21 protein-coding genes and 1 riboswitch are annotated in these 19,639 nt (G+C 63.9%); of the genes, 4 read left to right on the top strand and 17 right to left on the bottom strand.

Features of this window, described 5'->3' with window-relative positions; all coding sequences use genetic code 11:
• Positions 1 to 141: 141 nt before the first annotated feature.
• On the bottom strand, positions 142 to 1,779 hold the full coding sequence (locus tag AC1DJB_RS19125; RefSeq protein WP_476910704.1) for an NRAMP family divalent metal transporter: 1,638 nt from the start codon (positions 1,777 to 1,779) through the stop codon (positions 142 to 144).
• Positions 1,780 to 2,062: 283 nt separating this feature from the next.
• Positions 2,063 to 2,237: riboswitch (M-box (ykoK) riboswitch) on the bottom strand.
• A 47-nt stretch (positions 2,238 to 2,284) separates the two neighbouring features.
• Here AC1DJB_RS19125 and AC1DJB_RS19120 point away from each other — a divergent pair.
• Positions 2,285 to 2,644 (top strand): ArsR/SmtB family transcription factor, encoded by a 360-nt coding sequence (locus AC1DJB_RS19120; protein ID WP_476910703.1) that lies wholly within the window; start codon positions 2,285 to 2,287, stop codon positions 2,642 to 2,644.
• A 52-nt stretch (positions 2,645 to 2,696) separates the two neighbouring features.
• Here the strand turns inward: AC1DJB_RS19120 and AC1DJB_RS19115 are convergent, their stop codons facing one another.
• From AC1DJB_RS19115 to AC1DJB_RS19105, 3 genes are read right to left on the bottom strand one after another with little or no spacing between them, the layout of a single operon-like run.
• A complete protein-coding gene (locus AC1DJB_RS19115) occupies positions 2,697 to 3,395 on the bottom strand; it encodes a hypothetical protein (RefSeq protein WP_476910702.1) in 699 nt (232 codons plus the stop codon).
• A complete protein-coding gene (locus AC1DJB_RS19110; RefSeq protein WP_476910701.1) occupies positions 3,392 to 4,201 on the bottom strand; it encodes an ABC transporter permease in 810 nt (269 codons plus the stop codon). Before AC1DJB_RS19110 ends, AC1DJB_RS19115 begins: the two co-directional genes overlap by 4 nt.
• Positions 4,198 to 5,127, bottom strand: a complete 930-nt coding sequence (locus tag AC1DJB_RS19105) for an ATP-binding cassette domain-containing protein (protein WP_441433077.1) — start codon at positions 5,125 to 5,127, stop codon at positions 4,198 to 4,200. The genes AC1DJB_RS19110 and AC1DJB_RS19105 overlap by 4 nt, the downstream gene beginning before the upstream one ends.
• 38 nt (positions 5,128 to 5,165) lie before the next feature.
• On the opposite strand from AC1DJB_RS19105, the gene AC1DJB_RS19100 reads away from it, so the two are divergent.
• Both AC1DJB_RS19100 and AC1DJB_RS19095 read left to right on the top strand, forming a co-directional pair.
• On the top strand, positions 5,166 to 5,669 hold the full coding sequence (locus tag AC1DJB_RS19100) for a DUF2127 domain-containing protein (RefSeq protein WP_441433078.1): 504 nt from the start codon (positions 5,166 to 5,168) through the stop codon (positions 5,667 to 5,669).
• 512 nt (positions 5,670 to 6,181) lie between these two features.
• The gene (locus tag AC1DJB_RS19095) at positions 6,182 to 7,633 is read left to right on the top strand and encodes an HNH endonuclease (RefSeq protein ID WP_476910700.1); all 1,452 of its coding nucleotides are present in this window, start codon (positions 6,182 to 6,184) and stop codon (positions 7,631 to 7,633) included.
• A gap of 74 nt (positions 7,634 to 7,707) precedes the next feature.
• On the opposite strand, the gene AC1DJB_RS19090 is transcribed toward AC1DJB_RS19095, so the two are convergent.
• From AC1DJB_RS19090 to AC1DJB_RS19040, 11 genes are all read right to left on the bottom strand, one after another.
• Entirely contained in the window at positions 7,708 to 8,097 is a 390-nt protein-coding gene (locus AC1DJB_RS19090) for a hypothetical protein (protein WP_441433080.1), read from the bottom strand.
• 9 nt (positions 8,098 to 8,106) lie between these two features.
• Complete coding sequence (locus tag AC1DJB_RS19085; RefSeq protein WP_476910699.1) at positions 8,107 to 8,889, bottom strand: permease prefix domain 1-containing protein; 783 nt, start codon at positions 8,887 to 8,889, stop codon at positions 8,107 to 8,109.
• On the bottom strand, positions 8,886 to 9,209 hold the full coding sequence (locus AC1DJB_RS19080) for a PadR family transcriptional regulator (protein ID WP_441433082.1): 324 nt from the start codon (positions 9,207 to 9,209) through the stop codon (positions 8,886 to 8,888). Before AC1DJB_RS19080 ends, AC1DJB_RS19085 begins: the two co-directional genes overlap by 4 nt.
• Positions 9,210 to 9,247: 38 nt before the next feature.
• Complete coding sequence (locus tag AC1DJB_RS19075; protein ID WP_284990023.1) at positions 9,248 to 10,027, bottom strand: enoyl-CoA hydratase/isomerase family protein; 780 nt, start codon at positions 10,025 to 10,027, stop codon at positions 9,248 to 9,250.
• 11 nt (positions 10,028 to 10,038) lie between these two features.
• Positions 10,039 to 11,274, bottom strand: coding sequence for a 1,2-phenylacetyl-CoA epoxidase subunit PaaE (paaE, locus tag AC1DJB_RS19070; protein WP_476910698.1), 1,236 nt, complete (start codon positions 11,272 to 11,274; stop codon positions 10,039 to 10,041).
• A gap of 10 nt (positions 11,275 to 11,284) precedes the next feature.
• Positions 11,285 to 11,839 (bottom strand): 1,2-phenylacetyl-CoA epoxidase subunit PaaD, encoded by a 555-nt coding sequence (gene paaD, locus AC1DJB_RS19065; RefSeq protein WP_059389572.1) that lies wholly within the window; start codon positions 11,837 to 11,839, stop codon positions 11,285 to 11,287.
• A gap of 8 nt (positions 11,840 to 11,847) precedes the next feature.
• Positions 11,848 to 12,816: a 1,2-phenylacetyl-CoA epoxidase subunit PaaC gene (gene paaC, locus AC1DJB_RS19060; RefSeq protein WP_441433084.1), complete on the bottom strand. Its 969-nt coding sequence runs from the start codon at positions 12,814 to 12,816 to the stop codon at positions 11,848 to 11,850.
• The gene (paaB, locus tag AC1DJB_RS19055) at positions 12,813 to 13,130 is read right to left on the bottom strand and encodes a 1,2-phenylacetyl-CoA epoxidase subunit PaaB (protein ID WP_284990026.1); all 318 of its coding nucleotides are present in this window, start codon (positions 13,128 to 13,130) and stop codon (positions 12,813 to 12,815) included. The genes paaC and paaB overlap by 4 nt, the downstream gene beginning before the upstream one ends.
• Positions 13,127 to 14,122 (bottom strand): 1,2-phenylacetyl-CoA epoxidase subunit PaaA, encoded by a 996-nt coding sequence (paaA, locus tag AC1DJB_RS19050; protein ID WP_441433085.1) that lies wholly within the window; start codon positions 14,120 to 14,122, stop codon positions 13,127 to 13,129. The genes paaB and paaA overlap by 4 nt, the downstream gene beginning before the upstream one ends.
• 578 nt (positions 14,123 to 14,700) lie before the next feature.
• A complete protein-coding gene (locus AC1DJB_RS19045) occupies positions 14,701 to 15,093 on the bottom strand; it encodes a hypothetical protein (RefSeq protein ID WP_059389568.1) in 393 nt (130 codons plus the stop codon).
• Positions 15,094 to 15,334: 241 nt separating this feature from the next.
• Positions 15,335 to 16,879, bottom strand: coding sequence for a sensor histidine kinase (locus tag AC1DJB_RS19040; RefSeq protein ID WP_253257456.1), 1,545 nt, complete (start codon positions 16,877 to 16,879; stop codon positions 15,335 to 15,337).
• 410 nt (positions 16,880 to 17,289) lie between these two features.
• Between AC1DJB_RS19040 and AC1DJB_RS19035 the strand changes: the two genes are divergently transcribed.
• Positions 17,290 to 18,153 carry a response regulator transcription factor gene (locus AC1DJB_RS19035; RefSeq protein WP_476910697.1) on the top strand — a complete coding sequence of 288 codons (864 nt, stop codon included), beginning with the start codon at positions 17,290 to 17,292 and terminating at the stop codon, positions 18,151 to 18,153.
• 11 nt (positions 18,154 to 18,164) lie between these two features.
• Here the strand turns inward: AC1DJB_RS19035 and AC1DJB_RS19030 are convergent, their stop codons facing one another.
• Both AC1DJB_RS19030 and AC1DJB_RS19025 read right to left on the bottom strand, forming a co-directional pair.
• Positions 18,165 to 18,620 carry an Hpt domain-containing protein gene (locus AC1DJB_RS19030; protein ID WP_284990031.1) on the bottom strand — a complete coding sequence of 152 codons (456 nt, stop codon included), beginning with the start codon at positions 18,618 to 18,620 and terminating at the stop codon, positions 18,165 to 18,167.
• Between the two features lie 127 nt (positions 18,621 to 18,747).
• Positions 18,748 to 19,632: a type II secretion system F family protein gene (locus tag AC1DJB_RS19025; protein ID WP_284990032.1), complete on the bottom strand. Its 885-nt coding sequence runs from the start codon at positions 19,630 to 19,632 to the stop codon at positions 18,748 to 18,750.
• Positions 19,633 to 19,639 lie beyond the last annotated feature (7 nt).

The raw sequence follows: 19,639 nt of genomic DNA, 5'->3' as shown, positions 1-19,639 counted from the left end.
AGAGCTTGTGCGGTGCCCATCATTCATGGAATTCTCCTGTCCCCGCCGCGGTTGGCGTGGTGGCTGGGTCCGCGGCGCGACCAGCGGGTAAGCAGATTGTAATCGGCCATCCGCGTAATGGCCTCGATGACGCGGGAACCATCAGGTGCCAAGGGCTAGCTGGACCACCCGGACGATGACCAGGATCATCGCGATCAGCAGGTAAGTTCGCAGAACCGTCAGGCCGATCCGGTGCCCAGTGGACAGTTTGGGGGCGGTGAGCAGGGCAATCGGGGGCATGCGCCAGGTTGCCCGCTGTGAACGGTCGACTGCATCGGGGCTCGGCGCTGCGGGGTGGATCCTGCGGTAGATCAGGAACACAACCCCCGCGACGGCGGAAACGGCGGCGCCTCCTATGAGGATGCCCAGGATGGCCTCCGAGCCCATGTCCGGGAACAACACCCCGGCGGTCAGCACCAAGGAAAGGATCACCAGGACCGCGATCACAGCCGAGGTGAAGAAGTTCATGAACCGACCGTTCACCCAAGGTCCCAGCACTTGCTTGTCATTGCAGAGCAGCAGCAGGAACACCGTGGCCGAGGGAAGCAGGACCCCGGCCAGCACCTGGACCCCGACGGTGAGCAGACCCAAAGGGCTGCCCGGGATCAGGACCACAATGGCCGAGAGGAGCAGGACTCCAGCGAACACTGCGTAGAAGCCTTTGGCGTCGGACACTTTCCGGTGCAGGGAGTGCTTGAGCCCCAGAACGTCGCCGAGCGCATAGGAGGTGGAAAGCCCGACGGCGGCGGCCCCGATAATCGAGGCATCGATCAGTGCCAGGGCAAACAAGACACCGGCAACCTTTCCGACGTGCTGTTCGAGGCCGACGGCGACACCACCGGCGTCGGTGAAGTTGCCGAACTCCGGGGTACCGGCAAATGTCGCCGCCGTGAAGGAAATGATCGCTGCGGCGCCCACGATGACGATGGTGATTCCCAGCCAGAGATCGGCCTTCTCGTACTTCAGGAACCGGGGAGTGATGCGCTTGTCGATGATGTACGACTGCTGGAAGAAGAGCTGCCATGGCGCCACGGTGGTTCCGACGATGCCGATGATCAGCAAGGTCACCGTGGACAGGTCCGCCCCTTTGGGCATGCCGGGCACGACGAAATCGTGGGCGACTTGTCCGACGTCGGGATGGACCATGAAGATGATCGGCACCAGCAGCAGGGACCCGGCTACCAGGGTCAGGCAAACCCGCTCGAAGCGCTTGAAGGAGCCGGTGCTCGCGGCGCCCACGATCACTGCGGTGGCAAGGAGAATTCCCGGGATCTTGGGGATTCCGAGGTAGTCCAGGCCGAGGCTGATGCCAATGAATTCGGTGACGATGGTCAGGGCGTTGAGGATGAACAAGTCGATGACGCTGAAGGCGCCCCAGAACTTGCCGAAGCGCTCCAGGATCAGGCGGGCATGTCCGACGCCGGAGACGACCCCCAGGCGCAGCACCATTTCCTGGTTCACGTACAGCACGGGAACCAGCAGCAGCAGAGTCCAGAGGAGAGACGTTCCATAGTTCTGTCCGGCCTCGGTGTAGGTGCCGAAAGCGCCGGCGTCGTTGTCGCCGACCATGACGATCAGCCCGGGTCCGATGATCGCCAGCAGGGTCTTCAGGCGTGCTTTGATGCCCGAGCGGGGCTTTTCGTCGTTGACGCGGATGGTGCCGAACGCACCTTTGATGTCACCGATGTGAGCTGTGTCCAGGGCTGCGGAGGGCGCTAGCGGGGTCTTGGTTTCGGTCATGATGTACCGGCCTTCTGCCCGGAAACGGGCACAAAAAAGTCATGGATAAGCCTCACCGGGGCACGTGGCATGGGCGGGCGTTTTTGCGTAAGTGTGGGCACGTACGTGCCGCTTGGATCAGGCTCCGGCGTGCCGGACCGAATCAGCGCAGAGTTTCAGGAGGCTGAAGCGGAGTCCGAAAAACGGGACGGGAGACTGGGTTTATGACCATCGTTCATGATGGAACCGTCACCTCCTGCTGCTGTTGGACGTGCCGCGGGGAGGGCGGGCATAGAGGCCCGCACATGCCCCTCCTCGTAAGACCTTTGGCACTTCGCGGCGTGAACCCGGACTGTGTCCAGGAGCCAATCGGGACCACCCCTTAATGCCGGGGCGGCCTGTCCTGACCCGGGGCGTCTCTCGACGTTGGGGGTCGCTGGCATGTTTCCGCGAAGGAGCCTCAGCTAACGAACGGCACCTTGCTCAATATATATACCTCATTTTATCCGTATGAAACAATATAAGCATGGATGCAGATAACGCTGTGTGCGGCCGGGAGCCGGACAGCCAGTACGTCGAGCTAGCCGTCGAGGTGTTTGCGATGCTCGCCGACGCCACCCGGGTCCGCATCATTCTTGCACTGCGCGACGGCGAGTTGCCCGTCAACCAGCTGGCGGAACTGGTCCACAAATCCCAGGCAGCGGTGTCCCAGCATCTGGCCAAATTGCGCCTCGGGCGCGTGGTCACCACGAGGCAAGCCGGAACCCGCGTGTACTACCGCCTCTCGAACGAGCACGTCCGTCAACTCGTTACCGATGCGATCTTCCAGGCCGAACACTCCCTTGAGGGAACCCCGCGCCACCACCACGCCGACGTCACTGACTAGGTGTCGGCCGGGCGCCCACATGTGCGAGCTTCACCGCCGTCGTGGTTTCCCTCTAGCGGCGCTTGACCGCGACCGCGATCGCGGTCCCGATGCACACTGCGACGGCGAGGACCCCAGGTCCAGTCACGGCCTGACCACGCCACCCCTCCCATGGTGCGGCAGTCGGCAAAAGCAGCACCGCAGCAATCGCGGCCAGCACGAGCACCGCAATGTTGACCGCCAGCCGCATCCGGCGTCCCGACGGCTCCGGTGCGGCCCCGTCCTCGCGCCTCCGCCGGAGGGGGCGGCGCCAGTCCTCGGCTATTAGCCTGGGTACCCGCCTCACATAAGCGAAGACGTGCACTGCGAGGCTGGCGAGCCAGACCAAGAAGCTAACAACGTGTACCCGGACCAAGATCTCGGGGGCAGGCCCGGTGATGGCCAAGGCGATCCCGCTACCGAGCAGCGTGAACGTCGATGCGACGAGCAACGGAGCGATCACGCGCAGAAGCGGCCGGGGCGGACCCTTGAGGCGGTAGGCGGGATCCCGCGAGTAGTAGCGAATGAATCGCCAGCCAGTGCTGGCCGTCTTGGCCACGACTGGGCCCGCCAGGAACACGCCAACGAAGAAGTGCGCCACGATCAGGCTGCCCAGAGTCGGAACAGTGGCGATCTCGGCCACCGACAGCACCAGAACCACAGCACCGATCAGGGCGGTCAGGCGCTCGTTGCCGACGACGCCGGAGGGGACATTGCGTGCTCTTTCTGTCACGCTTTGACGTCCTGGCGTGGGAAGACGACGGCGGTCACCACGACGAAGCCGACCATCCACAGGAGCGCTGCTCCCAGGGCCGCCGGATAACCTTGGAGAGGCGTCGGACCTACGAGGGGCACGGTGGTCCCCACGATGGTGTTGAACACCCGGCCCGGGAACCACTGGCTGACCTGCGGCAAAACCACCGCGATGATGCCTTCGACCACCAGGATGTAGGCCAGTGCGATCCCGACGGCGGCCGCGACCGAACGGGTGAGCATGGCGATGACCATGCCTAGGGCGCTCACCCCGATGAGGCAAAGCACCTCATTGCCCAAGAACGCCAGGAAGACCTGCAGCCCCTCCGAAGACGTCCAGGCATCCGTCCGAATCCCCTGTCCTTCGGCAACAACAAGGATGAATGTGCCGCTGATGAGCAGGGTGAGCAGCATCGCGAGCAGCACAAAAAGTATCAGCGCAAGCATTTTGCCCGCCAACCACCGCAGGCGGCGCGGCTCACAGACCAACAGGTTGCGCAGCGTCCCTTGCGACCATTCCGCGGCGAGATTGGCCGTCACCATCACCAGCGCGATGGCAATGATCACGGAGCGGGCTTGGCCAATGATCGAGACCAATCCCTGAGGTGTGGGGAACGCGGCAATCAGGCCGGTCATCTCACGGCCGGTGGCTCCGGATGCGATCTGGTGGAACGTCAAGTAAGCGATAAAGGTGCTCACCACCAGCATCGCCCCCGCGACCGCCAAAACACTCCAGCGCCGGAACTTGAGCAATTCGCTGCGAAACGCACGGATCACTGAAATCATGAGCGGTCTCCTTTCAGCAAAGCCAGGAACAGTTGCTCCAGGCTGGCTTCCCTCACTCGGATGGTCAGATCCGGCGCGCCGGCGTCCCTGGCCTGCCGGTTCAAGGTCTCGGCAAAACCGGCAGAACAGGCGACGCGCAAGGCCTGATCCTCCCGCGTGACCGTATAACCGGCCTCGCCCGCGATCCGGGCCACCAGATCCAACTGGACCGAGTCCTGGGCTTCGACCACTACCTCGACGCGTTCGGCGAACAGCTCCCGTGCCGGTCCGCAGAACAGGGCCTTCCCTTGATTGAGCATGATCAGCCAGTCGGTGAGCTGTTCCAACTCGCCGAGCAAGTGACTGCTGAGGAGGATGGTTTTCCCCTGGCCGGCCAAACGGCGCAGCATCTCGCGCATCTCGATGATGCCGAGGGGATCAAGGCCATTGGCTGGCTCGTCGAGAATGAGGAGCTCCGGATCGGGCAGCAGGGCCATCGCCACCCCAAGGCGTTGCTTCATGCCCAGTGAATACGTTCCTACCCGGTCACGGGCCCGATCGGAGAGTCCCACCACTTCCAGCAGTTCGCTCACGCGGGAACCGGGATGGCCTCCAAGACGGGCGAGCACCTCCAGATTTGTCCGCCCGGAAAGGCCCGGATAGAACGCCGGCGCTTCCACCAGTGCCCCGACGCGCGGCAGGTACCGCTCGAATTCAGTGAGCGAGTGGCCCAGAACCGTGGCGCTGCCCGCATCCGCCCGCACCAGGCCCAAGAGCAGGCGAAGGGTGGTGGTCTTGCCTGCCCCATTGGGGCCAATAAACCCTGCGATGGCTCCCTGAGGCACGCGCATGGTCAAGCCGTCGACGGCGGTATGCCTGCCAAAGTGCTTGCTCAGGCCATGTGTTTCAATCGCGTAAGCTCCTGCGGGATCAGAAGAGAGGGGCATAAGAAAGAATGTATCTTGAGGTAGCGGAGGGAAGTGTGATGGAAACGAAACCAGCTGAAACAACCCTGCTCGACCGGACATTTCGCGTGAGCCTCATCCTGAAGGGCCTGGATGGCGTCCTGGAACTGATCGGCGGCGTTCTTCTTTTGCTGGTGACGCCTCAACAAATCGGTGATCTGGTCCATTTCCTCACCCAGCACGAACTCGCCCAGGATCCGCACGACTTCCTGGCGAACAGCCTGGTGCACCTGAGCTCCAACCTCTCAGGGTCCGCGACGCTGTTCGGCGCGATCTACCTACTGCTCCACGGCTTGGTCAAGATCGTCCTCGTCTGGGCCGTCCTGAAGGACAAACTCTGGGCCTACCCGTGGATGATCGCGTTCCTGTTGGTCTTCATCGTTTACCAGGGCTACCGGATCGTCGTGGCCTTCTCCTGGGGCCTTGTCCTTTTGACAGCCTTCGACATCTTCATCGTCTGGATCACCGCCCGTGAGTACCGGCTGCACCGGGCACGGAATCGACAGCACTCCCCTACGGCTTAGCAGGGCGAGTGAGGGCACCTGCTCGCTTTTTTGTCACCGCCGGTTCGTGGGCGCGGGCCCAGCGCTAGGTACCGGAACGCAGCGGTGGGACCTCCCCCACGATTTCAACAGACCAGGGCTTGCTGCGAGGAGCCTGCTACCCCTTAAAGACCGGCGCCCGCTTCTCTTGGAACGCCCGGAAACCTTCGGCGTAGTCCTCGGTTTGCACAGCCGGGCCTACTCGAATCGCGACGCTAAAGACGAGCATCGGCAAAGTAGTCCGCGCCCTCCGCGAGCACTCCCAGCGAATTGGCCGAGATCCCCACAACGAGCAACCCGGCCTCCAGCACCAGGTTCAAGTTCGACCTTCGGGCTCCGCTGAGGGGGTTCGATACACAACGCGGACATCTGCGGTCCCGAAAAAGTTTTACTAATTTTCCTGGTTTTCGGTGAGGAAGCGGTTTCCTGGGCCCTAAATTGTCAGACCCCCCTGGAATGCTTTGGTTATGGAAGGGATTCGGGGAACACAGCTGATGGAGACGGGCTCGCCAGTCGGCGGCGCGGCTCCATTGTCAGGTGCCTGGGTACGGGACGTGATCGATGCCCTGACCTCGTTCCGGCCAGCCCTCCCGAACGGCACGGTACCCGATGGCCGCGCCGAGCTGATCGACCAGTTGCGTGCCCTGGAGGATCTGAAGTCCGCGGCCGCCGCTGCGCAAGCCCGGATTGCCGTCTCCTTCGATGCGGCCCAGCGCAGCGCCGAGACGAACCTGGGCGTCCCCGCCGACGAGCGCGGCCGCGGCGTCGCAGCCCAGATTGCCTTGGCCCGGCGGGAATCCCCCGCCAAAGGATCCCGGTTGCTGGGCCTGGCGAAAGCCCTCGTGAGCGAAATGCCGCGCACCCTCGCCGCCCTGGACACCGGGCAGCTGAACGAATGGCGCGCCACCCTGTTGGTGAAGGAAACAGCCTGCCTGAGCGCCGAAGACCGCTGCGCGGTGGATGAGGAACTGGCCGCCGACACCGGGACCTTCGACGGCGCCGGAGACAAGACCATCATCTCCGCCGCACGGGCCGCCGCCTACCGGCGGGACCCCCGGTCGGTGACGCAACGCGCCAGCCACGCCGCGGCGGAGCGGCACGTGAGCTTGCGCCCGGCCCCGGACACCATGACCTACCTGACCGCCCTGCTTCCCGTCGCCCAGGGCGTGGCCGTGCACGCGGCCCTGTCCCGGCATGCAGACTCGCTCCGCTCCGGCGGAGACACCCGCAGCCGCGGGCAAATCATGGCCGATGCCCTGGTCGAACGCACCACCGGCACCCCCGGCGGGATCACCGGAGTGGCCATCCAACTCGTCATGACCGACCGGACCCTGTTCCAGGGCGACAGCGAACCCGCCCGGCTCCCCGGCTACGGCATCGTCCCCGCAGGTTGGGCAAGAACCCTTCTCAACGGCAGCAGCGGGAACACCAAACATGGCGCCGGTCCTGGCGAGTCTGAGGGCGGGCAAGAACTCAAGTTCTGGCTCCGGCGCCTCTTCACCGCTCCGGGAACCGGGGAACTTGTCGCCGTCGATTCCCGGTCCCGGCTTTTCCCGGCCGGGCTGCGGCGCTTCATCGAGGCCCGCGACGACACCTGCCGCACCCCTTACTGCGACGCACCGATCCGGCACTTCGACCACATCATCCCCTGGCACGACGGCGGACCCACCACCCTGACCAACGGGGCGGGCCTCTGCGAAGCCTGCAACCACACCAAAGAACTCCCCGGCTGGACAGCACAAACCGGAGCAACAACACGCGCCGGGACACGGCACGTCCTCGGCATCCGCACCCCTACCGGACACCACTACCAATCAACAGCCCCGCCATTACCAGGCACCGGCCCACCCGACACCGCGCCGTCACATTCCAGACGCCGGCGCAAACTCCGCCACCAAGCCAAGGCGCGGAGATACGCCCATCTCACGCAACTCCAGGTCGCGTGACACTCCAGGACGCTTGAGCAACGCCAGCCAGCTTGAGCAACGCCACCGTTGGGTCCCGGCGTTCGGCGGCGTCCTCAAAGAGCCGCGGTCACCAGATGGGTGCGGAGATTGCTTTGCTGCCCTGCGTCCCCGGCTTCCGGGGTCCGGGTAAGCCGGCCAAAGTTTGCTGCGGGCTGTCCGGCCTGGACCACCACGGCGTTCCTCCATCCGCCGGCCCGGAAGAGTGCGCCGGGGGAATCCGTACAGAACGGTAGCGGGCGGCCGGCACGCCTGCGGGCGGCCACCAGTGGCGCCATGCCCTCAAGCGTCAAAAGCCCGGTGCCAAAGATATCCGCCAGGAAGGTGGACCGTCCCGCGGAGAGGGCTGCGGCGTCGTGGACCAGGGACTCGGCATCGGAGGCGGCAATCCACCGGCCCGTGCCTACAGCGGCTGCCCGTGCCCGGGCATCATCAAACCCCGCCACCGTGCGGCCTTAGGAACCCACGGGCTTCATGCGCATCCGGCGCAGGGCGGCTACCGCGAACACGACGGCGAGCGGCAAGGCGACGACGACGGCGCTCAGCCACGCGCCCGTGCCTTGCCAGCCTTGGACGGCAGCGTTAAGGGCCAGGACGCCGGTCGCCGCGGCGGCGAGCAGGAAAGCCGCGGCCGCGAGCGACGGCGCGAGGCCTGCCGGGAGCGCGGCGTCGCGCGGCAGGAGCCGCCATACGAGCAGGAGGACAAGGCCCAGCACCCCGAGGACCACCCGATATTCGACCACCTCGCCCCAATGGTGCTGGGCAGCGGCCTGGGCACAGTCGAGGCCAGCGTAAGGTGCCTGCAGGACCGCGCATCTCGCGGCCGTGTAGGCGACGCCGGGGAGGTCGCCGGCTACGAAGCCCGCGCCCCAGATCCGGCCGAACAGCTCCGATACGACGCCGCTCACGCCGACGGCGATCGCGCCCACAGCCGCAAGGCCAACCAAGGGCCGCACGAACGCCCGCAACGGCAGCCGGGCAACATCTCGAAGTGACGGGCGCAGGACCGGCGTCACGGTGCTGACCGGGCCGAAGCGCTTGACGGCCTCGCGTTCGGCGTCCACCGGGTCCAAGCCCTGCGCACGGAGCCGGGCGGCGCATTCGCGCAAATGCGCCTCGGTCTCAGCGAGGAGCCTGCGAGCGGCAGCGGGATCGCCGTCGCGCGCAGCTACGAACAGCTCGTCGAGGTATGCGTCGATGGGCCCCTCTTCGGCCCCGGCGCCGTTCCCCGCGTTCACGATGCCGCTCCAAGAACGCCCCGCACCGCCGCCGAGAAGCCTTTCCACTCCTCCACCTTGCGTGAAAGCTCGGCCTGTCCGGCCCCGGTGAGCGCATAGACGCGACGGCGGCCGCCGTCGTCGTCCGCCCAGCGGCTCGCGACGCACCCCGCAGCCTCGAGCTTGTGCAGCGCAGGGTAGACCGAGCCCTCCTGAAGGTCAATCCGCGCGCCGCTGCGCTCGTGAATGCGCGCGATGAGCGCGTAGCCGTGCGCCTCGCCCGCTCCGAGCGAGCTGAGCAGCAGCAGGTCAAGTTGTCCGTTCACTGAACTTCGTCCCATACCTAGAGAGTCTAGGTATGGGACGCGATGCTGACAAGCTACCCCTTGAAGACCGGTGCCCGCTTCTCCTGGAACGCCCGGAAACCTTCGGCGTAATCCTCGGTCTTGCAGAGTCGCGCCTGTTCGTCGTTCTCTTCGGACATGGCGGCCCACAGGCCAAGGCGCTGATCGCGGATATGGGCCACGAGCTCCTTGCTGGCTGTGAACGCACCGGTGGCACCCGCCGCGACCCGCTCCACGATGATCCGCGTGGCCTCCAGCAAGGCGTCGTCCGGCATGACCCGGCTGAACATGCCCTGCGCCACGGCCTCGGCGCCGCTGATCAGGTCCGCGGTGTAGATGAGGTCCAAGGTCCGGTGCATGCCCAGGCGCTCGGTGAAGTACCAGTGCCCGCCCGAGTCCAGAGTGGCACCCAGTTTGGCGAACGGCGAACCGAACTTCGCGTTCTCCGCCACGTACACCACGTCGGTAGCGAGCAACAGGCCGAGCCCGACGCCGAGGCACGCGCCGTGCGCTGCCGCGAACGTCGGGGCGGGGAAGGCTGCCATCTTCTTGAGCAGCGGCTCCACGAGCCCGTTCAAGTACGCCTTCGCGTCGTCGCTCTCCGGCGTCACCCCTGCAATGTCGCGTCCCGCGCAAAAGGCGCGGCCCTCTCCGCGGAGGAGCAGCGCCCGCACCATCCCGCGGGAGGCGGCGGCAGCGGCGTCGTCGTACGCCCTATCCAGTTCCGCGAGCGCCGCCTCGTCCAGCGAGTTCAGCTTTTCAGGGGCATTGAGGACAATTTCGGCGATGCCGTTGGCGATGGAGAGCTCGATCATTCGTATATTCCTTAGACGTCGAAATCGACCGTGACGGATTCACTCGTGGGGTGGGACTGGCACGTCAGCACGTAGCCCTTGTCCAACTCATCCTGCTCCAAGGCGTAGTTCTCGTCCATGCTGACCGTCCCGGAGACCAGTTTGGCGCGGCACGTGCCGCACACGCCACCGGCACACGCGAACGGAACATCCGGGCGGACGCGCAAAGCGGCGTTGAGGATGGATTCCCGCGCGTGGGTGGGGCTGGCGACATCGCCCGTCAATCCATCCAGCTTGAAGGTGATCTTGAACGTGTCCTTCGACTCGTCCTCCACAACGGGCCGGCCGGCGTTGCCCTCTGGACGGTCCGGGCGGCCGGTGGTGAAGAGCTCAAAGCGGACGTGCTCGGGCTCCACGCCACGGGCAGCGAGGGTATCCCGGCACAGCTGGACCAGCTCGAACGGACCGCACAGGAACCATTCGTCCACATCCTGCGCATGGATGGCGGTGCCCAGCAGCTGCTGGAGCTTCTCGGCGTCGATACGTCCCGTCATGAGCGGGGCGATCCGCTGTTCGCGCGACAACACATGGTGCAGCGCCAATCGCGACGGGTACTTGTCCTTCAAGTCCGCCAACTCTTCGAGGAACATGACGTCCATGGCGGCCTTGTTGGCGTAGATCAGGTCGAAGCGCGTGCCCGGGTTCGCGGCCAGCAGCGTGCGGGCGATCGCGATCACCGGGGTGATGCCCGAGCCGGCGGCAATGGCCACGAAGGAACCGGCGTCGCCGAACTCCCCCGCCATGTTCTCCGGATTGTTCATCGAGTTCATGACATTCTGCTGGACAGTCTTGCCGTCCTTGCCATGCTTGGAAATGAACGCACCCATGGGGCTCATGACGTCCAGGGTGTCGCCGGCCTTGAGCTCCGCATTCGCCCACGTGGAGAAGATGCCGCCCAAGTCCTTCTTGATGGCCACGCGGATCTCGCTGCTCCCGTCCGGGAAGCTGCGCGGCTCTGCGCAGATGGAGTAGCTGCGGCGGACCTCGTGCGGCTCCCCGCTCTCGTCAGGAAGCGTGGTCCGCAGGGCCACGTACTGGCCGGGAAGGTAGTCATACTGGCCGGCGAGCTCAGCCGGGACATCGAACGTGACCTCGATGGCGTCGTCAGTCAGGCGGCGGACTTCCGAAACGCTGAGGGAATGAAAAGACGCACGACGGCGGCCGGTGGCCTGCGCTTGTTCGGCTGCGGGCTGGCGGACAACGGGCATGTCGGATTCCTTACAGGACTTTGAAGTAGTCGAACGGTTCCTTGCAGTCCTGGCAGACGAAGAGCGCCTTGCAGGACGTGGAACCAAAGCGGGTGAGTTCCTTGGTGTTCAGCGAAGAACACTGGGGGCATTTCACGGCGAGCTGGAGCCTTACCGGGCCTGAGTGGCCGCCGGCGGCCGCCCTGCCGCTCGGAGGGGCGATGCCGTATTCCTGCAGCTTGGCCTTGCCGTGCTCGGTCATCCAGTCCGTGGTCCATGCCGGGGCCAGGACGAGCTCGACGTAGACGCTCGGGTAGCCCTCTTTGTGGAACGCGGTCTTGAGGTCGTCGCGGATGGCGTCCATCGCGGGGCAGCCCGAGTAGGTCGGCGTAATGGTGACCTGGACCGCGGGGACCAGCCCGCCGTCGTCGAACAGTTGGACATTGCGGAGGATCCCCAAATCCTCAATGGTGAGGACGGGAATCTCGGGATCGCAGACCGTGGCGGCAATCCCCCAGGCCTTTTGCTCGGCGGTTTGCTGAGTCTTGACCTGCGCGGTCCTGGCGCTGGTGTCATGAACGAACATGTCCACCGTCACCAGCTTGCACCGGGATGTTCGCGGGCAAGCACCTGCATCTCGGCGAGCAGGTAGCCCAAGTGCTCGGAATGCTTACCTTGGCGGCCGCCACCTGAAGCCTGCGGAATGCGTTCGAGACCGAGTTCGCCCCCCGAAGCGGCATCGAGGCCGGCTTCGCCCAGGATCTCGCCCGTGAGCCGGTCGAAGTCCGCGCGGAGGCTGGAGGGCTGCACGCCTGCTCCGCTTTCCGCCAGGCGGGCCGTGAGCTCGTCGTCTTCGAAGAGTTCCTCCACGTACGGCCAGACGAGCTTGAAAGCCTGGACAATACGACGGCGGGATTCTTCCGTGCCGCCGGCAAGCCTGAGGACCCACTGGGCGCTGTGGTCGCGGTGGTAGTCGACCTCTTTGAGGGCCTTCGCCGCGATGGCTGCGATGGTTTTGTCGCTCGAGCCGGTTAGCCGTTTGTAGAGCTCGAACTGGTAGTAGCTCACGATGAACTGCCGGGCGATGGTGACGGCGAAGTCCCCGTTGGGCTGCTCGAACAGGTGCGCGGAACGGAACTCGTGCTCCCGGCGGAAGTACGCCAGATCGTCCTCGGACTTGTCCCACGCCGCTCCGGCGTAGGTGAGGAAGGAACGGGCGTGGCCGAGCTGGTCGAGCGCGATGTTGCCCAGGGCGACGTCTTCCTCGAGCTCGGGTGCGCGGGAGATCCAGTGACCCAGGCGCTGGGCCAGGATCAGGCCGTCGTCGCCGATGCGCAGGGCGTACTCCGCGACGTCTTCACTTGGCTTGACTTGTCCCTTGCGGATTTCGAGGGCGATGTCCTCCGGGCGCAGGGCGTTCCCGGGCGTGATGCGCGTGGCGCTTGCCGAACCGTCTCCGGAAGCACCCGCGCCTTTGACTCCGACGGAGATATCGCCGTGGCCCTCGATGGCGAAGTCTGGGTTGTTTTCGTTTGCGTTTGCGGGGTTTTCGGGGGCGGTCACAGGTGCTTCACGCCTTCGCTCTTGGTGTAATACGTCGCGTGGCGGTAGTCCTTGCCCTGCGGGGACTCGAAGAAGGAGCCCTTGGAATCCGGGTCGCTCGAGGAAATAGCATCGGCCGGAACCACCCAGATGGACACGCCTTCGTTGCGGCGCGTGTACAGATCGCGGGCGTTGCGCAGCGCCATCGCCGCGTCAGGAGCGTGCAAGGAGCCGGCGTGGACGTGGGACAGGCCGCGGCTGGAGCGGACGAAGACTTCCCAGAGGCTCCAGGGGGTCTCGTGGGGTTCGTTGGTCTCGTGGGCTGGCGTGGTCATGCTGCGTCTTCCTTTTCTGCTTGCTTGCGCGCGTATTCGGCGGCCGCTTCGCGGACCCAAGCGCCGTCGTCGTGCGCTTCGCGCCGGCGCTCAAGCCGCTGCGCGTTGCAGGGACCCTTCCCGGCGAGAACGTCTTTGAACTCGTTCCAGTCCAGGGGCCCGTGCTCCCATTTCTTCGTTTCGTCGTTGAAACGGATGTCCTTGTCCGGGAGCGTGAGGCCCAGGACCTTGACCTGCTCCACCATCATGCCGACGAAGCGGCTGCGGAGCTCATCGTTGCTGAACCGCTTGATGTTCCAGGCCATGGACTGCTTGGAGTTGGGGGAATCGTCGTCGGGCGGGCCGAACATCATCAGCGCCGGCGCGTACCAGCGGTTGACCGCGTCCTGGGCCATCGCCTTCTGGGCGGGCGTGCCGTTGGACAATTCAAGGAGGATCTCGAAACCCTGGCGCTGGTGGAACGACTCTTCCTTGCAGATGCGCACCATTGCGCGTCCGTAGGGTCCGTAGGAAGCACGGCACAGGGGAACCTGGTTGCAGATCGCGGCACCGTCCACCAACCAGCCGATCGCACCCATGTCCGCCCAGGAAATCGCGGGGTAGTTGAAGATGGACGAGTAGCGGGCCTTGCCGGCGATCAAGTCGCTGGTCATCTTGTCCCTGCTCTGGCCGAGGGTTTCCGCGGCCGAGTAGAGGTACAGCCCGTGGCCTGCCTCGTCCTGCACCTTGGCCATGAGGATGGCCTTGCGCTTGAGGCTCGGAGCCCTGGTGATCCAGTTGGCTTCCGGCTGCATGCCGATGATCTCCGAGTGCGCGTGCTGCGAGATCTGGCGGAGCAGGGTCTTGCGGTAGGCCTCCGGCATCCAGTCGCGGGGTTCGATGCGCGAATCCTCAGAGATGATGCGGTCAAAATACGCCTGACCGGCCCGTTCCCGCTCAAGCTCTTCGGGGGACAGCTCAGCGGGCACAGACTGCAGATTCTGCGATGCCATGGTTGCTCCTAAATATTTACCGACCGTTCGTTCAGAATATGCGGAAGGCGCGAGATGCGTCAAGCGTTGCATCACTACACGCAACAGGTGGAGCAGGCCGGGCGGGGCGGGGCGGGGCAACGGAACGCCCGCTCACATATACGCCCCTCTCCCCCGACGCCCGCTCACATATACGCCCCTCTCCCCCGACGCCCGCTCACATATATGGCCCTCTCCCCCGACGCCCGCTCACATATATGGCCCTCTCCCCCGACGCCCGCTCACATATATGGCCAAATGCGGCGACCCTCGTTCAGATCATCTGAGCGAGGGTCGCCGGAAAACACCCCAAAGGTGAGCGAGCGTCTGGGGTGAGCACGGCGCAAAGGCGGGACGACAGCGCAACGGGACTGCCGCCGTCGGGCACTAACGGACCTTTCCCGGCGTACCGACAGCGACGCTCGCTCAGATATATGGCCCTTTCCCCCCGACGCCCGCTCACGTATATGGCCAAATGCGGCGACCCTCGCTCAGATCATCTGAGCGAGGGTCGGCGGAAAACACCCCAAAGGTGAGCGAGCGTCGGGAGGGGTGGGCGCTTAGGCTGAGGCCGACGCCGGGATCAAGGCGGGTCGCGGTGTCAGTTGCTTCCGCGCCCAGCGGGCCAGCTTCTTGCCTTTGCCTTTCCACCAGCTGTCCTCGTCCTTGTCTTGGTGCCAGCGGAAGATGATCATCACAATCACGAAAACGCCCATTGCCACGTCGGCCCAATTCCATTGGATCGCCTTGGCCAGCACGCTGACGCCCATGACGAGAATCGACGGCACTGCCAGGGTCTTGAAGATGGTGTTGGCGACATAGCGCCGATGCGACCGTGGCACGGACATGGCACGGACCATGTCGAAACACACGCAAACCACCACCATTGCCTGGCCCAGGTCCATCAGAATGAGCCCGGGCAGCGAACCGGCGAACATGGAAGCGGATTCCATCCCCGCGCTCAACGGACTGCCCCCGTCACCATGGGACGCGGAAAGGACACAACAGGACTGCAGGAAACACACATACGGATAACCCCCAGAGACCAGGAACTGCATTGAGACCAACTGGGTTCCAGTCAATCTGGCGGCTCCGGGGCCGGTCACGAGTAGTGGGTACTCTACTTTGCGCGGCTGACTACTTGCCGCCGCGTGCAGTTACCCGGTCCGGGAACGGACCCACTACAGTCCCGGCCTAATACAGTGCGGGCGCGCCGGCCTGTGACGGTTCCTGGGGTTGGCCAGCCGGCAGCGCCACTGTGAAGGTGCTTCCACTACCGGGTTCGCTGCTGCAGGAGATGCTGCCTCCATGTCGTTCCACGATGGACTTGGTAATGGACAGCCCGAGGCCGACGCCGGGTATCGCGGCTTGACGGGCAGCATTTGTCCTGAAGAACCGGGTGAAAATCCTGGCCGACTCGTCGGTGGTCATGCCCATTCCCGTGTCCTTCACTTCGAGCTGGACCCAACCGTCGTTCCGCTCGGCCCTGATGGTCACGAGTCCGCCACCGGGTGAATACTTGATCGCGTTGGATACCAGATTGTCCAAGGCCTGGCCCAGCCTCAAGGGGTCGGCGTTCGCCCACAGGGGTGCCGGAACGTCAGCGACGAGTCCCACGTGCGCGGCGTCGGCCTGCGCCCGAGCAGAAACCAGGCTGTTTTCGACCAACCCTGCCAAATCCGTGCGCCGCAGGTGCACGCTCTCTACTGCCGCGGCTGACGAGAGCAGGTCCTCCACCAAGGCCCGGAGCCGCTCGGCATTCCGCTCCGCAACTTCCAAGCCAAGCCTTGTTGCTGGTTGGAGCTCCTGGTCGCCGCGGAGCACAAGATCGATGTTGCCCAGGATCGATGTCAGCGGCGAACCGAATTCGTGCGAAACGTTAGCAACCAGTTCGTCCTTGGCGGCAAGGGCATCGACAACATCCGTCACATCCTTGAAAACGATCACCGCACCACCAAACCCGTCGTCGAGCTCGCTTTTCATACCCCGCGCGGCGGTTGAGATGGCCCGTTGGCCGGTACCGGCGCCAAACCACAGCAGATAGTCGGAATATGTTTCCCCTTGAACGGCCCTCCGAACAGGGCCCTTTTCAAGTGGGACTGGCGTCCGCCGGTCCTGGCCGAAAACCAGCCAGTCTTGTTCCCCGGGTCCCCGCGAGCCTTCCGCGGGCATTGCCATCTTTATGAATGCATTTTGTTGGTTGTTGATCAGGAGTGTTTCGCCCTTCGAATCGACGGCGACAATTCCGACGTCGATCGTGTCCAGGATTGTCTTGAGCAGCGTTTCCCGCTCCCTGCTCGCGGCCAACAATTGCCGCAGGGCCTGATCCCGCTGGCTTACCCGCCGTTGCTGCAGACGGGCATTTGAGCCGGCCAGACGAATGGAGACTGCCATTGCAAACATCATGAGGGGCAAAAGCAGTACTGAAGAAATGTCTGACGACGTCGGACGGGGCATGTGCGAAATGACCGGCGGAATCGCGATGAGGAAAGGACCCACAAAGCTGAGGATCAGGCTTGTCCTGGAAAGCATGCCCGAGGCAGACAACCAGATCACGGGAAAGATAGCCAACGTGATGAGGCCCGGTACCGCGCTGAAGGCGCCGTTTCGAGTGAACCACAGGGCAACAAAATCCAAAATAGGGATTGCCAGGCCCGCGCTTGGCGACAATCTCTCCCAAGGAACCAGCAGACAGCCCAGGAACAGGATGCCGTGGAGGACGACTCCGGTGACGAACAACCAATTTTGGATTAAGCCTGGCCAAAGGGTTGGGGCTGCGATCGCCAAGCCCGCGATGATAAGCGTTAGCGGCAATTCACAGACAGCCAGGCGGGCGCGAGGCGTGAGTTTCCTGAAGAAACGGGCGGCCGCGCGGAAAAATGGCTGCTCACTCAAAGTCGAGACCCTTCGTTGGAGATTCGCGAACCAATTACTGCTCCACGCGATTCCCGAAGGAACCGCACAGAGCCCACTATTCCCCCCAAGGAACCACAATACGACGCCCCGAACGATCCAACTGGAAGTTCGGAGCAGCGCTTAATCCACATATTAGATGCCAGATGGCTTCAATGCTTGTATCGTGAGTATTTGGGTGGCATTTACCGCATTGCGCTGGGCTGTGCGGCGATGTGCACCCACAAGGATGTCCAATGAGCGAGCCTGGGGTAGCTGTAGTCATTGAGGATGACGAAGATGTACGAAATCTGGTTGACGCCATCCTCAAAGAAGCTGGATTTGTGGTGCATTCTGCCGCCACCGGACGCGAAGGGGTGGAGGTCGTACGGGACCACCACGCCTCGGTGGTGACACTCGACGTCGGGCTTCCGGATATGGACGGCCACGAGGTCCTGCGTCGGATTCGGCAATTCAGCGACGCATATGTCGTGATGCTGACGGCCAGGCGCGACGAGCCGGACACGTTGACGGCATTCCTGACCGGCGCGGACGACTACGTCAAGAAACCGTTCTTGCCCCGTGAATTGAGGGCCAGAGTCACCGCCATGATGCGGCGGCCTCGCGCGGAGGGCAGGCTTGCGGAGGGCAGGCTTGCGTTGCCGGAGGAAGGTCGCGTGGGTTACGTGCCCGGTTCGGCCCTGGGTCCCGACGGCGGTTCGGGCTTGGGTCCCGACGGCGGTGCGGCCGGCGGCGGTGGTTCGGCCGGGACCGGAGGGCCCGACGGAGCGGTGATCAAGCACAACGGCTTGGCCCTGAACTACAAGTCACGCATGGTGACGCTTCAAGGTTCGGTCCTGACTCTGACGCGAAGCGAGTTCGATCTTCTCTATGACCTGCTTCGGGCCAAGGGCGAGGTGCGGACGCGCGCTGACCTTGTGAGGGCGGCCCGCGGAGACTACTACGACGACGATGCGTACATCAGCGACGCCGACGAACGGGCTGTTGAGACCCACATCGGCAACCTCCGCCGAAAGCTCCGTGAAGATCCACAATCGCCGCGATTTCTACAGACCGTCCGGGGAGTCGGGTATCGCCTGACACCGAAAAGGTCAGATTGAGCCGGCGAAGGTCAATCGTTCCGGAGTACGTAGCTGTCCTTTAGTTCCTGGACCGTCAGATGCCCGCATTCCGCAACTTCCTTGAGGAGGGGCCGAGCCTCCCGCAATTCACTTTTTCGAATGCGTTCCTCCAGTTGCGCTGCAAGCACCGCGAGGCGAACACCGCCAACCATAATTGACGAGGTTCGGAGGCTTAGGACCGCGTTCAGGGCCGCGGCCACGTCGCCGCGCTCGACGGCGGTGGCCAGGATTTCGTATCGCTTAACCCAGAGTTTTGCGAAGTCGCCGGCAAACGTGCGTGCGATCAGCGGATTGTCCACTTGGTCTTCCAGGAGTTGGAATTCCGCGAGATCCAGTATGGGATGTTCGGCCAGCGGGACGATGGGCAGCCCAGTAGAGTCGTCGACTGAGCCGGGATGGCTCGGATCTGAATCCTCGTTGACCTCGCTGGAACCTGAACTGAACATAGCCCAATGCTACTTTCTGAATTTCCGGAAAAACCGAAGTTATGGCTATCTTAAGGAAATCTTAGGCCTTTCTTGATTTAAGCCTTTTTCATCTGGTCCGCCCAATTCGGAGAATGTGATATTGCGCTCAGCCTCCGCTGAACGTGGTTATGGTGTTGATGACTGCCGGACCCAGGATCGCTATGAACAGCACCGGGAAGATGAAGAACAGAAGAGGGAAGAGGATCATGACCGGAAGCTTCATTGCCTTTTCTTCGGCGCGTTGGCGGCGCTTCACCCTCATCACCTTTGCCTGGACCCGCAGGACCCGGCTGATCGCAATGCCGTATGTGTCCGCCTGAATTACGGCCTGCACGAAGCTTCGGAGCTCAGGAACGTTGGTACGCTCGGCCAGTGCCAGATAGGACTCGCGGCGGCTCCGTCCAACTTGCATGTCCTGCAGTGTCCGCACCAACTCCTCGGCCAGCGGCCCCTTCCCGTTTTCCCCGGCGCGGGCCAATGCTCCTTCGAAACCTAGGCCCGCCTCGACCGATATCAGCATTTGGTCCATGGTATTTGCGAGTTCCAATTGCAAGGCTTTTTGACGCTCTTGTCCTTTGCTGTAGAGCAAAAGATCCGGAATGAAGTAACCAAGCAATACAACAAAAATCCCTACGAGCTTGATGATCCCACTCGAGCTGTTGGCACTGATGAATAGGCCCAAGAGCGCTCCGCATAATCCAAGGAAGGGCTTAGCCGCGAGGACGCGTCCCAAAGGGAGCGACGGCGGGCGGCCAGCCAGCGCGATCAGCCGATCCAGCTTCTGGACGTAGCTTCCAGGCGTCAGGCGGTAACCAATGTACTCGAGTGCGCCGCCACGATTTTGTGGACCGGCCTCGGCAACACTTTGACCCTGCGTCAAAAGCTCCTGGACGGCGCGCTGGGTTTTGCGGTCAACCGAGAGGAACGACCAAGCCAGGTAGGCGACAGGCAGGGGAACTAATAGCAGTGAGAGGAGGAGAGAGGGATTCACGCGTCAC

This window comes from Arthrobacter sp. 01T428, from assembly GCF_056398685.1.
Note: the sequence above shows the minus strand (reverse complement) of the source record. Positions and strands in the feature narration are given on the sequence as shown.

What these genes read in the sequence shown, in the direction of transcription:
- AC1DJB_RS19125 (WP_476910704.1), bottom strand. Translation starts at nt 1,779, where the DNA reads ATGACCGAAACCAAGACCCCGCTAGCGCCCTCCGCAGCCCTGGACACA.
- AC1DJB_RS19120 (WP_476910703.1), top strand. Translation starts at nt 2,285, where the DNA reads ATGGATGCAGATAACGCTGTGTGCGGCCGGGAGCCGGACAGCCAGTAC.
- AC1DJB_RS19110 (WP_476910701.1), bottom strand. Translation starts at nt 4,201, where the DNA reads ATGATTTCAGTGATCCGTGCGTTTCGCAGCGAATTGCTCAAGTTCCGG.
- AC1DJB_RS19105 (WP_441433077.1), bottom strand. Translation starts at nt 5,127, where the DNA reads ATGCCCCTCTCTTCTGATCCCGCAGGAGCTTACGCGATTGAAACACAT.
- AC1DJB_RS19100 (WP_441433078.1), top strand. Translation starts at nt 5,166, where the DNA reads ATGGAAACGAAACCAGCTGAAACAACCCTGCTCGACCGGACATTTCGC.
- AC1DJB_RS19095 (WP_476910700.1), top strand. Translation starts at nt 6,182, where the DNA reads ATGGAGACGGGCTCGCCAGTCGGCGGCGCGGCTCCATTGTCAGGTGCC.
- AC1DJB_RS19080 (WP_441433082.1), bottom strand. Translation starts at nt 9,209, where the DNA reads ATGGGACGAAGTTCAGTGAACGGACAACTTGACCTGCTGCTGCTCAGC.
- AC1DJB_RS19075 (WP_284990023.1), bottom strand. Translation starts at nt 10,027, where the DNA reads ATGATCGAGCTCTCCATCGCCAACGGCATCGCCGAAATTGTCCTCAAT.
- paaE (WP_476910698.1), bottom strand. Translation starts at nt 11,274, where the DNA reads ATGCCCGTTGTCCGCCAGCCCGCAGCCGAACAAGCGCAGGCCACCGGC.
- paaD (WP_059389572.1), bottom strand. Translation starts at nt 11,839, where the DNA reads ATGTTCGTTCATGACACCAGCGCCAGGACCGCGCAGGTCAAGACTCAG.
- paaB (WP_284990026.1), bottom strand. Translation starts at nt 13,130, where the DNA reads ATGACCACGCCAGCCCACGAGACCAACGAACCCCACGAGACCCCCTGG.
- paaA (WP_441433085.1), bottom strand. Translation starts at nt 14,122, where the DNA reads ATGGCATCGCAGAATCTGCAGTCTGTGCCCGCTGAGCTGTCCCCCGAA.
- AC1DJB_RS19045 (WP_059389568.1), bottom strand. Translation starts at nt 15,093, where the DNA reads ATGGAATCCGCTTCCATGTTCGCCGGTTCGCTGCCCGGGCTCATTCTG.
- AC1DJB_RS19035 (WP_476910697.1), top strand. Translation starts at nt 17,290, where the DNA reads ATGAGCGAGCCTGGGGTAGCTGTAGTCATTGAGGATGACGAAGATGTA.
- AC1DJB_RS19030 (WP_284990031.1), bottom strand. Translation starts at nt 18,620, where the DNA reads ATGTTCAGTTCAGGTTCCAGCGAGGTCAACGAGGATTCAGATCCGAGC.